Origin of the sequence: Paenibacillus beijingensis (assembly GCF_000961095.1) — a bacterium.
Lineage (GTDB): Bacteria > Bacillota > Bacilli > Paenibacillales > Paenibacillaceae > Paenibacillus_O > Paenibacillus_O beijingensis.
Genome location: NZ_CP011058.1, coordinates 3,916,020 through 3,930,156, shown reverse-complemented (window position 1 = coordinate 3,930,156; position 14,137 = coordinate 3,916,020). Strand labels below are relative to the sequence as shown.

10 protein-coding genes are annotated in these 14,137 nt (G+C 58.1%); all 10 read right to left on the bottom strand.

Going from position 1 to position 14,137, the window contains the following annotated elements; all coding sequences use genetic code 11:
• Positions 1–27 precede the first annotated feature (27 nt).
• The 10 genes from VN24_RS17715 to hemB all read right to left on the bottom strand — a co-directional run bounded on the left by VN24_RS17715 (position 28) and on the right by hemB (position 14,040).
• Positions 28–648, bottom strand: coding sequence for a Maf family protein (locus VN24_RS17715; RefSeq protein WP_045671485.1), 621 nt, complete (start codon positions 646–648; stop codon positions 28–30).
• Positions 649–702: 54 nt separating this feature from the next.
• Positions 703–945, bottom strand: coding sequence for a DUF4321 domain-containing protein (locus VN24_RS17710; protein WP_045671484.1), 243 nt, complete (start codon positions 943–945; stop codon positions 703–705).
• Between the two features lie 61 nt (positions 946–1,006).
• Positions 1,007–2,575, bottom strand: a complete 1,569-nt coding sequence (locus tag VN24_RS17705; protein WP_045671483.1) for an SPOR domain-containing protein — start codon at positions 2,573–2,575, stop codon at positions 1,007–1,009.
• A gap of 123 nt (positions 2,576–2,698) precedes the next feature.
• Positions 2,699–4,093: a UDP-N-acetylmuramate--L-alanine ligase gene (gene murC / locus VN24_RS17700; RefSeq protein ID WP_045671482.1), complete on the bottom strand. Its 1,395-nt coding sequence runs from the start codon at positions 4,091–4,093 to the stop codon at positions 2,699–2,701.
• A gap of 9 nt (positions 4,094–4,102) precedes the next feature.
• On the bottom strand, positions 4,103–5,443 hold the full coding sequence (locus tag VN24_RS17695) for a bifunctional folylpolyglutamate synthase/dihydrofolate synthase (RefSeq protein WP_148505376.1): 1,341 nt from the start codon (positions 5,441–5,443) through the stop codon (positions 4,103–4,105).
• Positions 5,444–5,502: 59 nt separating this feature from the next.
• Positions 5,503–8,166 (bottom strand): valine--tRNA ligase, encoded by a 2,664-nt coding sequence (locus tag VN24_RS17690; RefSeq protein ID WP_193790075.1) that lies wholly within the window; start codon positions 8,164–8,166, stop codon positions 5,503–5,505.
• A gap of 672 nt (positions 8,167–8,838) precedes the next feature.
• Positions 8,839–10,395, bottom strand: coding sequence for a LysM peptidoglycan-binding domain-containing protein (locus VN24_RS26480; RefSeq protein WP_052703024.1), 1,557 nt, complete (start codon positions 10,393–10,395; stop codon positions 8,839–8,841).
• Between the two features lie 93 nt (positions 10,396–10,488).
• Positions 10,489–11,640, bottom strand: coding sequence for an RluA family pseudouridine synthase (locus VN24_RS17680; protein WP_045671479.1), 1,152 nt, complete (start codon positions 11,638–11,640; stop codon positions 10,489–10,491).
• 17 nt (positions 11,641–11,657) lie between these two features.
• Positions 11,658–12,959: a glutamate-1-semialdehyde 2,1-aminomutase gene (gene hemL, locus VN24_RS17675; RefSeq protein WP_148505267.1), complete on the bottom strand. Its 1,302-nt coding sequence runs from the start codon at positions 12,957–12,959 to the stop codon at positions 11,658–11,660.
• A gap of 94 nt (positions 12,960–13,053) precedes the next feature.
• On the bottom strand, positions 13,054–14,040 hold the full coding sequence (gene hemB, locus VN24_RS17670; protein ID WP_045671478.1) for a porphobilinogen synthase: 987 nt from the start codon (positions 14,038–14,040) through the stop codon (positions 13,054–13,056).
• Positions 14,041–14,137: the final 97 nt, after the last annotated feature.

The window sequence follows — 14,137 nt, the reverse complement described above, 5'->3', positions numbered from 1 at the left end:
CTGCCAATAGTAGAAACGCTACCGCGTCTAAAGAACGGGAACGCCTTGCTCGGCCAGCATGTCCGACAGCAGCGACAGCGGCAGTCCGACCACATTGAAGTAACAGCCTTCAATGCCGGAAACCAGCGTCGCGCCGAGTCCTTGAATGCCGTAGGAGCCCGCTTTGTCAAGCGGCTCTCCGGTGGCGACGTAGCGTTCAATCGTTTCATGATCAAGCGGCTTCATCGTAACGCGCGTCATTCGGTGCGCGCTTATCTCCGCTCCCGTATGCGTGCCGATCAGCGTCATTCCGGAATAAACCTTGTGCGATCTGCCCTGCAGACGTCGAAGCGTCTGCACGGCATCCGCACGGTTTGCCGGTTTGCCCAGCACATCCCCGTCCAGCACGACGATTGTATCGGCTCCCAGCACAAGAGAAGGCACGCTATCGCCCGCTGCGGCCAGGAGACGCGCCGCAGCCCGCGCTTTGCGCAGGCTGAGCCGCTCGACAATTTGCGCCGGCGTCCATCCGGACGGAACGGATTCGTCCGTATCCGTCGGCAAAATATGAACCGGCAGGGAAAGGCCCAAAGATGCAACCAGTTCCTGCCGGCGCGGAGAAGAAGAAGCCAGCACGAGCCGGCTCGGTATGTTCGGTTCAGAAGTCATCTTACGTATCGCACTCCTTGATATGATGCGGGATGCCTATTTTTTCGGTCGATGCTACATTTTCCGGTACAGCCACAGCGCAAGCAGCAGCCCGGCAATGCTGAACAGACTCAGGTCCACTTGAAAAGTCAAATCGTAGCTGACGACGTGCAAATCGGCGGCAGGAGACCACGTAAGCGGTATGGACTTCGACAGGAAAGACAACCCCTGGACGGTCTTGAACCATGTGGACACAAGCGATCCCGTTACAAGACCGAGTATGATGAATAACAGGAGAATCCAGCCGTTTTTCTTCATCTTTCAACGCCTCTCGCCATGTATTGACATCATCGTCTATTATACGCGATCAAATGCGGCCTTACAATGCGCGAATAAGTCCGAACAGCTCTTTCTCGGCGAACAAAGCGTCCATAAGCGCCCCCTGAAGCGTCCACATCGACGCGCGGGAAGGCTTCTTGTTATAGCTGTCCATCGAAACGGCGGCGCTGTTGACCGCTTGAGCCAGCTTATCGACGGCCGCGACCGCCGCTTCTGCGGCAACGCCTTTGCGGACCGGAGCGAGCTGCGTCGTCCACTTCCGGTGAAGCTCGGTCCACGCCTGTGTGGCCGCCTCGGAAACCGCCGACGGCTGATCCTGCATGAGCTGGGCCTGCGACAAATCGCTGAGCGCGCGGATCAGACGATTCGTCGCCAGCGCAAAGTCATTGAACGCTGCAGCATCTCCGCGATAGCTTATCGATGACAGCGGCTGGACTTCCACTTCCTTGATATACACTTCCACACCCGGAAGCTGTCCGGCAAGCGCCAGCGCTCCATCGCGATCGCCGGCCACGCCCGCATAGACGCGATACCCTCCGTCCATGGAAACAGCGGAGGCGGCGAAGCCTTTGGAACGCAGCTGTTCGGCCGCTTCATCGGCACTCTCGCTCGTTCTAAATACACCATATTGAAGCAGCTGGTATATTTGTCCGTCCACCTTCACGTTCTTCTGCGCCGCAGCGCCGTCTTGTCCCGCCGCTTTGTCCGGCGTGTTTGCGGCCGCCTCTCCCCCCGCCGTTCCATCAGCGCTGCCGCCGTTTGCTTGGGCCGGGGGACGCCCGGCATCGCTCTGCGCTGCCGGAGCGTTGCCGGCGGCGCCGTCCGGCAGGACGTCTTCCCCGGCGAACATCGCCAGCGCCATATAGCCAAACAGCGCTCCGGTCGCAAGCGCTCCGGCTACGGTTGCGATCACTTTCAGCCACGAAGGTCCTTTGCCCGGATGGGCGCCGCTGAATTTGGGCGGAATGTCTTGGCGTCCTTTTAGACGAGCGGAGGCGAAAAAAAGCTTTTTTCTATCATGCAGAGCCTCATACTCATCATCAAGCTCGATAATCGGCCCTGTAAACAGCGAATGCTCCGCCTCATAAGGCGCTTCACGCTCAAACCCGTTGGAGTACACGTCAAAATAAGGGTAATGTTCGGCGGAATCAAACCCGCCCATATTCCGGGTCACTTCCGAGGGTGATTGCGGATTTGCGCCTGAATGAGGTCCTCCGCGCGATTGAGACTTGGAACTGAGCTCCGGCCGGGCACCTGCGTCCGGCTTAATGCTTGTGTCCGGAATGACGTTTCCGGACAGTCCCTTCCCCTTATCCTCGGGAGCATTTTCCATGTCGCGGATCAGCTGCTCCAGCGCCTTCACATCATCCTGGAACGGGCTCTCCCACGGCACGAATTCGGTTGTAAATTCAAGCGGTTCCCGGTAAAGCGTATTTTCGGTCCCTTTATTATCATTCGACGCATTAACCCGCCTTTTGTCCGTATACTCACTGCTCTTTGCCTCCGGCCGGTCCGTTTCCAAGGCGCCGGGCGAGCGGGAAGGCACCGGGGAGGGAGCTAGTTTGCCGGTCTGATCGAAACGGTATGTTATGCGCGCTTTCGGATTCATTCATTATCTCTCCTTGTCCGGTTCTTCTATTGCTACTCTATGAACCGGTTGAGAGAGTTATGCGCAAAAAGAGGCGGCCCGCTGCGAAAGCGGATCGCCTCTTTATGTTGCTTTTCCTGAACGTTACTGCAGCCCGTCCTTCAGCTGTTTGGCCAGCCCGTCGGCCGCTTTCCAAATATCTCCCGCGCCCATCGTCAGCACAAGATCGCCGGGCTGCACGCGCTGCGAAAGGTAGGATTGGACTTCTTCCTTGGAAGGCACGTAGGTCGTATTCGGGTTGCTGTTGCTGCGAATCATCTCCACCAGCTTGCTCGAGTTTACGCCTTCAATCTGCTTTTCTCCGGCCGGCGAATAAATATCGGTTATGATCACTTCATCGGCTTCCGGAAACGCACGGCTAAACTGCTCAAGCAGGAAAAAAGTGCGCGTGTAGCGCTGCGGCTGAAACACCGCGACAATCCGCTTCCCCGTCGCCTTGGCCGCACTGATCGTCGCGCGGATTTCCGTCGGATGGTGAGCGTAATCGTCAATGATCAGAATATCGTTCACTTCGCCCATCACTTGAAAACGGCGTTTGGCGCCGATAAATTCGCTGATGGCGGCCGCGATGCTTGCAAACGTCAACCCCGCTTCCATACAGGTGATGATCGTCGCCATCGCATTGTATACATTGTGGCGTCCCGGAACGGACAATTCGACCGTGCCGAGCTCCGTGCCGCCGTGCGACATCGTAAACGACAGCTTGCGGTCGCCAAGGACGATGTTGTCCGCCTTGTAGTCGGCCTCACCGTCAATGGCGTACGTAATGATTCGTTCCTTCGGCTGCGATGCGGTCAGCGCGGGAAGCAGCTCCACGATGTTTTCGTCGTCGGCGCAAACGATCGCTTTGCCGTCCTCCTTCACCTGAGACAGAAACTGGACATACGCCTTCTTCAAGTTGTCGAAGTTGCCGCCGTAATTTTCCAGATGGTCCGGCTCGATGTTGGTCACGACCGCCAGTGCCGGATGATAGTGCAGGAAGGAGCCGTCGCTTTCGTCCGCCTCGGCGACGACAAATTCGCCTTTGCCCGCCTTGGCGTTCGTTCCCACATTGACGATTTCGCCGCCGATAATGTAGGTGGGGTCGGCGCCGCACGTTTCCATGACGAGCGCAATCATCGACGAAGTCGTCGTTTTGCCGTGCGCGCCGGCCACCGCGATGCCTTTGCCCGCGTTCATCAGCCGCGCAAGCATTTGCGAGCGGTGAAGCACCGGAATATTGAGGCTCTCCGCCGCCTTGCGCTCCACATTGTCCCGGGAAAGAGCGGTCGAATAGACGACCAGATCGGCGCCGGCCACATGCCTCGCGTCATGCCCGATATATACGGCCGCCCCTTTCTTGGCGAGCTTCTCGGTCAGCTCCTGCCGGGTAACGTCGGAGCCGCTTACTTTATATCCCATTTCGAGCATGACGCGCGCAATGGCGCTCATGCCGTAACCGCCGATGCCGATGAAATGAACATGTTCTGCTGTACTCACGATGACGGTTCACCAACCTTTTTCAGAATCCGAATGATCCAGCACTCGGGCGCGGACATCGGCTATCAAATATAATGTTCCGGTAACGACCGCAAGGTCGGCGTCCCCGGTGATCCGCTGCAGGTTGTCAAGCGCGGCCGTCCAGTCGGGCTCCACGATAACTTCGACGGGACGCCCGGCCTCCTGCAGCAGCTCGCGGACGATTTCTCCGAGCCGCCCTGCGGGCATTGCTTTGCGGAAATCGGGCTCGGTCAGAATAAGAGTATCCACTATTGGAAGTATATGCCGGAGAGACTCGCGATGACTCTTGTTCTCCAGCATTCCCATCATAATATAAAGCCGCTCGTAGCGGTACACGTCGCGCAGCGCCGCCGCAAGCGTCTCGGCTCCTTCGGGATTGTGCGCCCCGTCGAGCAGCATCCGCGGCTGCCTGGACACCATTTCGAGCCGTCCGGGCCAAGCAGTGCTCTTCAGCCCTTCGATCAAATGCTCGTCGTCAATCAGCAGCGCGTAATACTGGCGCAGCACTTCCAGCGCCATGACGGCGACGGCCGCGTTCGTTCGCTGATGCGCGCCGCTCAGTGTTACGCTTAGCGGAGAAACCGTGCGGAAAGGCCCCTCGAACGTAAACGTCTGCCCGTCTTCGGCTACCTGCAGCGGCAGTTCGCGGAACTGCTCCCCAAGCTGATAGAGCGTGCTTTTGGAAGCGGCCGCTTTCGCCTTGATGACGTCCAGCGCTTCCCCCGGCGCTACGGCGGAGACGACGGGTACGCCGTTTTTGATAATGCCCGCTTTCTCCGCTGCGACTTTGGCAAGCGTGTCGCCCAAAATATCCATATGGTCGTGCCCGACATTCGTAATGATCGAAATAACCGGCGTCACAATGTTGGTCACATCGAGACGGCCGCCGAGCCCGGTTTCGAACACGACGAAATCCGGGTATGCGACCGTTGCATAAAAAAGAATCGCCAGCGCCGTCGCCACTTCGAACATCGTCGGAGAACCGAGCTCGGTCGCGGCGATTTCTTCCACGTGCGGCCTCAGCCGGTTTGCCAGCATAAGCAGCGTTTCTTCTTCGATATCCCGCCCGTTATATTGGAACCGGTTCGTAAATTTGGTTATGTAAGGGGACGTGAACGTCCCCGTATCGTAGCCGCATTTGATCAGCACCGAGGTCAAATAGGCGCATACGGAACCTTTCCCGTTCGTGCCCGCGACATGGATAAACTTCAGCCGGCGCTCGGGGTGTCCGAGCCGTTCCATCAGTTCCTTGACCCGGTCAAGACCGGGCCGGATGCCGAACGGCACCAGCCCTTCAATCCACTGCCGCGCTTCCTCGTAGCTTGACATCGGTTCAAGAATCTCTTGCTTTCGTTCCGTCACCTTTGCTTCCTTCTTCCTAAAGCCGGCTATCCGCGCAGCTCGTCGATGCGAGCCAGCACCTTGGCGCGTTTATCGGCATAATCGGCCATTTTGGCCCGTTCTTCTTCAATGACTTTGGCCGGCGCTTTCGATACGAAGCCGGCGTTCGCCAGTTTCTTCTCGATGCGCAGCACTTCGCCGTCCAGCGTCGCTTTTTCTTTCTCAAGCCGTGCGATTTCCTGCTCGATATCGATCAGTCCCGCCAGCGGCAAGTACAGCTCGGCGCCGGAGACGACGGACGTCATCGCTTTATCGGGAGCGGAAAGCGAGATATCGACCGTAAGGGCCGACGTGCCGCAGAACCGGCTCACGAACTCTTCGTTGCGCGTCAGGATGGCAGCTTCCGCTTCGCCCGAAGGCTTGATCAACAGCTCTACCTTTTTGCTCATCGGCACGTTCACTTCAGCCCGGATGTTGCGCACCGCGCGGATCATATCCATCAGCAGCTCCATCTCGCGCACCGCTTCCGGCGCTTCCAGCTTCTCGTCGTACGCCGGCCACTGGGCCAGCGTAATCGTGTCGCCTTCATGCGGCAGATGCTGCCAGATTTCCTCGCTGATGAACGGCATGAACGGATGGATGAGCCGCTGCGTTCGATCCAGCACGTAAGCGAGTACCGATTGGGTCGCGCGCTTGGCTGCCGGATCGGATCCGTACAGGTTCAGCTTCGCGAATTCAATGTACCAGTCGCATAGATCGTCCCAGATGAAATTATACAGCAACCGGCCGGTTTCCCCAAATTCGTAAGCATCGATCAGACGCGTGACGGAGCGGGACGTTTCGTTCAGCCGGTGCAAAATCCAGCGGTCCGCCGTGCCAAGCTCCACGCTGATATCGATATCCGCGAAGGAGACGTCTTCCAGGTTCATAAGCGCAAAACGCGACGCGTTCCAAATTTTGTTCGCGAAGTTGCGGGCCTGCTCCACCCTCTCCCAGCGGAAGCGCAAATCCTGTCCCGGCGTGCTGCTGGTCGAAATCATAAAGCGCATCGCATCCGCGCCGTACTTCTCGATCACTTCCAGCGGATCGACGCCGTTGCCGAGCGACTTGGACATTTTGCGGCCTTCGGCGTCGCGCACCAGACCGTGAATAAGCACGTCCTTGAACGGGATTTGGTCCGTAAATTCAAGCGCCGTGAAAATCATCCGGGCAACCCAGAAGTAAATAATATCGTATCCGGTCACGAGTACATCGGTCGGATAGTAGCGTTTCAGATCTTCGCTGTCCTCATCCGGCCAGCCGAGCGTCGAGAACGGCCACAGCGCCGAGCTGAACCACGTGTCGAGCACGTCTTCGTCGCGGCGCAGCTCGCCCGAGCCGCAGGACGGGCACTCGGCCAAATCTTCGCGGGCAACGTGCAGCGAATCGCACTTGTCGCAGTACCACGCCGGAATGCGGTGTCCCCACCACAGCTGGCGGGAGATGCACCAGTCGCGCACGTTTTCGATCCAGTGCAAATAAATTTTCTCGAAGCGGTCCGGCACGAAGTTGACGCCTTTGCCGGACTTCTGCGCGGCAATGGCCGCATCCGCGAGCGGTTTCATCGCAACGAACCACTGCGTAGACAGGTACGGCTCGACGACCGCGCCGCTCCGTTCGCTGTGGCCGACCTGATGGACGTGCTCTTCAATCTGTATGCAAACGCCGCTCTCCTGCAGATCCTTCACAATCGCCTTGCGGCAGTCCGCGCGGTCCATTCCATTGTAAGGGCCGGCGTTCTCGTTCATGATGCCGCTCTCGTCCATGACAATAATTTGCGGCAGGTCATGGCGCAGGCCGACCTCGAAGTCGTTCGGATCGTGGGCCGGCGTAATTTTGACCGCTCCGGATCCAAAGTCCTTCTCGACATACTCGTCGCCGACGATCGGAATTTCGCGGCCGATAATCGGCAGCACGAGCATTTGGCCGATGAGATGCTTGTAGCGCTCGTCTTCGGGATGAACCGCGACGGCGGTATCGCCGAGCATTGTCTCCGGACGGGTCGTGGCGACCGTCACGTAACCGCTGCCGTCCTTAAGCGGATAGCGGAGGTGGTACAGATTGCCGTTTACTTCTTTATATTCAACCTCGATATCGGAAAGCGCCGTGCGCGCGGCCGGATCCCAGTTAATAATTTTTTTGCCGCGGTAAATGAGACCTTTCTCGTACAGGCGGACGAACACTTCGCGCACCGCGCGCGAGAGTCCTTCATCAAGCGTAAACCGCTCGCGGCTGTAGTCGAGAGAAAAGCCCATTTTCGCCCACTGCTCGCGGATCGTGCCGGCATACACTTCCTTCCACTCCCACACCCGCTCCAAAAACTTGTCGCGGCCCAGGTCGTAGCGGGACAATCCTTCCTCGCGCAGCTTCTGCTCCACCTTTGTTTGCGTCGCAATGCCGGCGTGGTCGGCGCCCGGCAGCCAGAGGGCGTCATAGCCCTGCATCCGTTTCGTGCGGATCAAAATATCCTGCAGCGTAAAATCAAGCGCGTGGCCGATATGAAGCATCCCCGTCACGTTCGGAGGCGGAATGACGATCGTATACGGCTTCGCATCCGGTCTTTGACCGGCTTTGAAGTAGCCGCCTTCTATCCAGTAATCGTAGCCTTTTTGTTCTGCCGCTTTCGGATCGTATGTCGTCGGCATTTCCGTTGTCGTTTGTTTCTCAGACATCGCGTTCATCCTCACTATGAGTAATTGTAGCTTGCAAGCGGAAACTGCAGCCGCCGTCTTATACGGGCCAGCAATAGTTTCGCGGTGAAATCTAAGAAAGGTCAGGCATGAAACGTGAACTTTGCTAGATTTTGAAAAATAAAAAAACCTCTCGCCCCTATAGCAAAGGACGAAAGGTTATCTTCCGTGGTACCACCTTTGTTCCGTGTCCCTTTCCGGGAGAACGGCACTCTGAACAGATAACGGCTGCTGCCGGCCGGCCGGTACGCAGGCATCACACGTTTAAACGCTGCAGTACGGCGGGCAACTCCGGGGCGACCTGCCGCAGCGATATCCTGCAAAACCTCACAGCATACACGGTTTTGCTCTCTGAAGGCTCATCTGCCGGCTCTTCCCCATCAACGTTGTTGAGATCAACATAAGATTATGTCTATTTTACCGTTATTGAGCCGTTCAGTCAACCTGACCGCGCGATATTGGGCCCGCCAAGCGGACATCATCCACATGAAAAAACGGAAGCGGATCGTTGATGCGCCTTCTTATTGGAACGCCCAAAAATAAAAAAGGCGTTTTCCATTTGGAAAACGCCGTCGCAAGCAATAAGGGAGCAGCCCCGGTTCAAGGCGGAGGCGGATGTTCAGAGCGCCGGACAACTTTCGCTGCGCTGCGAAGTCAAGGAATGTAGAGCACCTGTCCCTGGGCGACGCTCTGATTGGAGAGACGGTTGTACAGCGCGATTTCACGCGGATTGAGCTGATAACGCTCCGCGATCTGATCGAGCGTCTCCTCCCTCTGTACAATGCACAGCCGGACTTTGCGGAATTCGTCCTCCTCGCCGAAACGCCCCAAAAACAGACTTTTCCATTCAATATCTTCTCCGCCGCTTGTTTCTTCCTCCAAAGCGAGCCGGCTGGCGTACTGCTCCGCGGCCTGCCTTGCTTCCTGCTCGCGCCTGCTGGAAGCAAGCAGCGATTTAAAGCCGAATCCGCTTTGTTCCCTCCGCGCGGGCTCCTGCGGTTGGTGCGGCTTCTTGCTGCCGACCGCTACCCGCATCTCCTGTTTTTCGTTATCCGGCGGAGCTGCGGCGAACGACGCCTCAGGCTCCGTAAAGAACGGGGAAAAATAAACCGGCTCCTCCTCCGCCTCATCTTCATCCGGCCGTTGATCCGCACCTTCCGTTTGTTCCGCATATGCTCCGGCTACGGAATGAAAGTACGCCTCCGCTTCCGCACGATCCGGTACATCCTGGTATTGATCCTCTTCTTCAGGCTCATTATATAGCTGTGCATCCGCTCCCCCGGACAGCAGCTCCCATCCTTGGGGTTCGGGCTCCCTGTCCTTCTCCGGATAACTCGTATACCCGGCAGATATATCGGAATGGCTTTCCGCTTCCCCGGCAAACGGTTCCGTCACCGGCTCGTGCGGCGGCTGCGGACGTATCGCCTGCTGCAGCTGCTGCGTCCATGCAGGAAAAGACGGCTGCGCATAAGCATCCGCCGCGGCCGTTTGGTGCGGCGGCCGATCCGCTTGCGGCCTTGCAAGCTCGGCTGCAGGCCGCTCCACCGGCCAATACGCCTCCGGATCCGGCGCTGCCGGCTGCCTGAAAGACGGCTGCGGCGCACTGTGCAAGCCTGCTGTTTGCGGCGGCGCCGCATACGCTTTATACGGCTGAGCGCCCTCATAGTCGGCACCCGGTTCCGCCGCAGCTCTCCGCGCCGCACCCCAAGCAGCATCGTCCGCTGCCGGATTCGGAAAGACGCTTGCCGCTCCCGCCCCGGCATTGTCCGGCAAAAAATCCGGATCCCGCCGGTGTACGACGGTAAACGGCTCCTCCTGCCACGAAGGATCCGGTTCGGGCGCCCCCTCCATTTTTATCCCGAGAAGCGACAGCACACCTGTAATATTGAGCGTTCTGACCGAGAGCAGATCGACATCAAAGTTATCGATTTCCACGGAAATATCGTCGAGCCGTTCAATACGGTTCATAGGAAGCGTAATTTCGACCGGAATGCGGTGCTCCATCGTCTGCGGGGACGTCTCGCTCTCCAGCGTCCTGTAGACGCCGCGCAGCAGAAGCTGCCCCTTGAGCAGCGCCTGATTACCCTGCTGCACTACCTGGATGCGGGGAACGAGCTCAATTTCCTCAAGTTCCTCGATAGCGGGGACTTCATCCGGCAAATGAACGCGTTCGTAAACGTCGAAGCGCAGCCCGTTACTTTGATCCGTCATGCTTCAATCCTCCCTTCCCCTGCTGAATGCTTGGGCTATAATATCATTCACTATCTATCTATATGGCAGGGAGAAGCACGGCATGACTATGAATTAACCCTTCAAACGCGAACGGACCGCTTCAAACCATTCCGGTACGGGTGAAACGATTTCCATCCGGTCACCGGAGAGCGGGTGGGTGAAAATGATTTTTTCGCCGTGCAGCGCCTGATGTCCGAGCAGACCTGCGCTTCCTCCGTACAGCGTATCGCCGATCAGAGGATGTCCCAGATGGCTCATATGAACCCGGATCTGATGGGTCCGGCCCGTTTCCAGGCGAAGCCTCAGCAGAGCGGCGGCGGCAAACCGTTCCGCCACTTCGTAATGGGTAACGGCTTCATCGCCACCCGGATGTACCCGCCGGCGCGAGCGGTGGTGCCGGTCCTTGCCGATCGGAGCGCGGACCGTCCCCCGGCTGCGCGCGGGAATCCCTTCCACAAGCGCGATGTACTGCCGGTCAATGCGTTTATGCCGCATCTCTTCATCGAGCCGCAGCTGGGAAAGATCGTTTTTCGTGTAAAGAACCGGTCCCGACGTATCCTCATCGAGCCGGTGCACATGCCGTACAGGCAGCGGGTCACCCGCAAGCAGGCAGTGCAGCGCCGCCGCTTCGTCCAGCGTTCCCCGCTGTCCGGGAAAAGAAGCATGCACGGGCATTCCGGCCGGCTTATCGAGTACCATGCAGTAATCGTCTTGGTACAGAATGGGAACGATTGCGGCGCCGGCCGCTTTCAAGCTGCCGGATTTGTCCGGTCGGCCGTTACTGCCCGGCTTCTCCTCCCTCCGCTTCAGTTCGCGTAGCGCTTCCGCTGCCTGGCGATACAGCGGGTCGGCGGCGGGATTCGCCGCCGGAAACGCCAGCAGGCGCACCGTCTCTCCTTCCAGACGTATGCCGCCGACCGAAAACAGACGGTTGATCCATTTTGCCGGAAACAAAGAGAGGGCCAGAAGCCTCTGCCGCACTTCGTGCGGGTGGCTTCCGGCCCCAAGCGGAGCGGCTCCCTCGCGCTCATCGCTTCCGGCTTCGGACGGGCCGACTTCCTCGTCCGGACGGCTTTCGGGTTCAGACTGGACCGCTCCTTCGTCCGGATTGCTTAAACCTGCGGGCACTGCCGCTCCTTTTGATTCCGATCCGGTTAGCGCTAGGGCGGAAAGCGGTATTTCCAGCCATTCCCCTTTCCGGAGCGCCTGGCTGTAATCAAACATGCCCTGTCCGCCTTTCGTTACAGGCGGCGCAGCGCTTTATCATGCGCAGCGATCGTCTGATCCACAATTTCCGGCGTATGCACAGCCGACATGAACATGCCTTCGAACTGGGATGGGGCGACGCTTACTCCAAGCTCCAGCATCGCGCCAAAATAGTTTTTGAACCGTTCCAGGTCCGATGTCCGGGCGATGTCGTAGTTGATGACATGCTGCTCCGTAAAGAAAGGACAAATCATTGAGCCTACCCTGTTGATCGTTACGGGGATGCCGATCTTGCGGGCGTTGTGCTCGAATCCGGCCTGCAGCTGCACGGACAGCCGCTCGAGCAGCTCATACGTCTGCGGCGTCAGCAGCTTCAGCGTCGTATATCCGGCCGCCATTGCGAGCGGATTGCCCGACAGCGTGCCGGCTTGATAAATCGGCCCCGCCGGCGCCATCCGCTCCATAATTTCCCTTTTTCCGCCGTAAGCGCCGACCGGAAGACCGCCGCCGATCACTTTGCCGAGGCAGGTCAAATCCGGCGTTATGCCGTACAAACCTTGCGCGCAATGATAGTCGACGCGGAACCCCGTCATCACCTCGTCAAAAATAAGCAGAGTGCCGTACTTCTCCGTCACATCGCGCAGGCCCTGCAGAAATCCCGGCAGCGGCGGCACGACGCCCATGTTGCCGGCAACCGGCTCGACGATAATACAGGCGATCTGCTCGCCGAACTTCTCAAACGCGAGCTTGACTGATTCAAGGTCGTTGTATGGAACGGTAATCGTATGCGCCGCAATCGTTTCGGGAACGCCGGGGCTGTCCGGAAGACCGAGCGTCGCGACGCCGGAACCCGCTTTAATGAGCAGACTGTCGGCATGGCCGTGGTACGAGCCTTCGAATTTCAAAATTTTGCTCCGTCCGGTATAGCCGCGCGCCAGCCGCAGGGCGCTCATCGTCGCCTCCGTGCCGGAGTTGACCATCCGCACGATGTCGCAGGAAGGAACGCGCTCGCAAACGAGCTCGGCCATCAGCGTTTCCAGCTCCGTCGGCGCGCCGAAGCTCGTTCCTTTTTCCGCCGTCTTCTTCAGCGCCTCCACAACTTCAGGATGGGCATGGCCCATAATGAGCGGTCCCCACGAACCGACATAGTCGATATACCGGTTTCCGTCAATATCGTAAACCGTGCAGCCTTCTCCGCGCTCCACGTAAACCGGCGTCAGTCCGACCGATTTGAACGCGCGCACCGGACTGTTGACGCCGCCGGGAATAACGCGTTTCGCTTTCTCAAACGCTTCCCGCGACCGGTCGTCCTTTTTTCTGCCTATCTGTCCGATCATATGATCCCTCCTAAAGGTTTTGCCGGAGGCAAAACCACATCGTAAGCATAAGCTTAAGTTTTTGCGAAGCAAAACCACTTCGTAAGCCTATCTTCTACAGCCAGCGGGCGACGTCCTTCGCGTGGTACGTAATGATCAAATCGGCGCCCGCGCGTTTCATGCCGAGAAGCGACTCCATCACGATCGACTTTTCGTCGATCCAGCCGTTTGCGCTAGCCGCCTTCACCATTGCATACTCGCCGCTTACGTTGTAGGCGGCTACGGGAAGATCGAAATTTTCTTTCAGCGCGCGTATGACATCCAAATAGGCGAGAGCCGGTTTTACCATCAGCATGTCCGCCCCTTCGGCGATGTCCGACTCCGCTTCGCGCAGCGCTTCCCGCAAATTGGCGGGGTCCATCTGATACGACTTGCGGTCGCCGTACTGCGGCGCGGAATGGGCAGCCTCCCGGAACGGGCCGTAGTAGGCCGACGAATATTTAACCGAATAAGAAAGAATCGGAATGTCGGCGAACCCCGCTTCATCCAGTCCGGCGCGGATGGACAGCACGAACCCGTCCATCATGTTGGACGGCGCGATCATATCGGCGCCCGCCTGGGCCTGGGAGACGGCGGTGCGCACAAGCAGTGCAAGCGAAGCGTCATTGTCGACTTCCGCCTCTCCGGTCCTTTCGTTGCGATGAACGATCCCGCAGTGGCCGTGGTCCGTATATTGGCACAGACAGGTGTCGGCAATAACGACGAGATCCGGAGCCCACTCCTTCACCTTGCGCGTCGCTTCCTGCACGATTCCGTTCGGATCATAGGCGCTCGTTCCGACCGCATCCTTATGTTCCGGAATGCCGAATATCATGATGGACGTAATGCCGGCGTCTACGATTTCGCGGATTTCCGCTTCGAGTCTGTCCAGTGAAAAACGGTACACACCGGGCATCGAAGAGATTTCATCCTTAATGTCCGAACCATACGTAACGTAAATCGGATAAATGAGATCGTTAAGCGTCAATACCGTTTCACGCACGAGACCTCTCAGCGCGGCGGTCCGGCGCAGCCGGCGGTGTCTTACGGTTGGAAAGTTCATAGCGTTGACCTCCTAATCGCTTTTGCACAAAGACAAACTTCTATATGTTCACGAAACTGTCGTCACTGATGAAGACAGCATCGGTAGCTTCGGATGT

Excerpts from the sequence above, each read along its gene's own strand:
- hemB (WP_045671478.1), bottom strand. The coding sequence starts at position 14,040 with ATGAACTTTCCAACCGTAAGACACCGCCGGCTGCGCCGGACCGCCGCG.
- VN24_RS26480 (WP_052703024.1), bottom strand. The coding sequence starts at position 10,395 with ATGACGGATCAAAGTAACGGGCTGCGCTTCGACGTTTACGAACGCGTT.
- VN24_RS17695 (WP_148505376.1), bottom strand. The coding sequence starts at position 5,443 with ATGTCAAGCTACGAGGAAGCGCGGCAGTGGATTGAAGGGCTGGTGCCG.
- VN24_RS17690 (WP_193790075.1), bottom strand. The coding sequence starts at position 8,166 with ATGTCTGAGAAACAAACGACAACGGAAATGCCGACGACATACGATCCG.
- hemL (WP_148505267.1), bottom strand. The coding sequence starts at position 12,959 with ATGATCGGACAGATAGGCAGAAAAAAGGACGACCGGTCGCGGGAAGCG.
- VN24_RS17715 (WP_045671485.1), bottom strand. The coding sequence starts at position 648 with ATGACTTCTGAACCGAACATACCGAGCCGGCTCGTGCTGGCTTCTTCT.
- VN24_RS17705 (WP_045671483.1), bottom strand. The coding sequence starts at position 2,575 with ATGAATCCGAAAGCGCGCATAACATACCGTTTCGATCAGACCGGCAAA.
- VN24_RS17680 (WP_045671479.1), bottom strand. The coding sequence starts at position 11,640 with ATGTTTGATTACAGCCAGGCGCTCCGGAAAGGGGAATGGCTGGAAATA.
- VN24_RS17710 (WP_045671484.1), bottom strand. The coding sequence starts at position 945 with ATGAAGAAAAACGGCTGGATTCTCCTGTTATTCATCATACTCGGTCTT.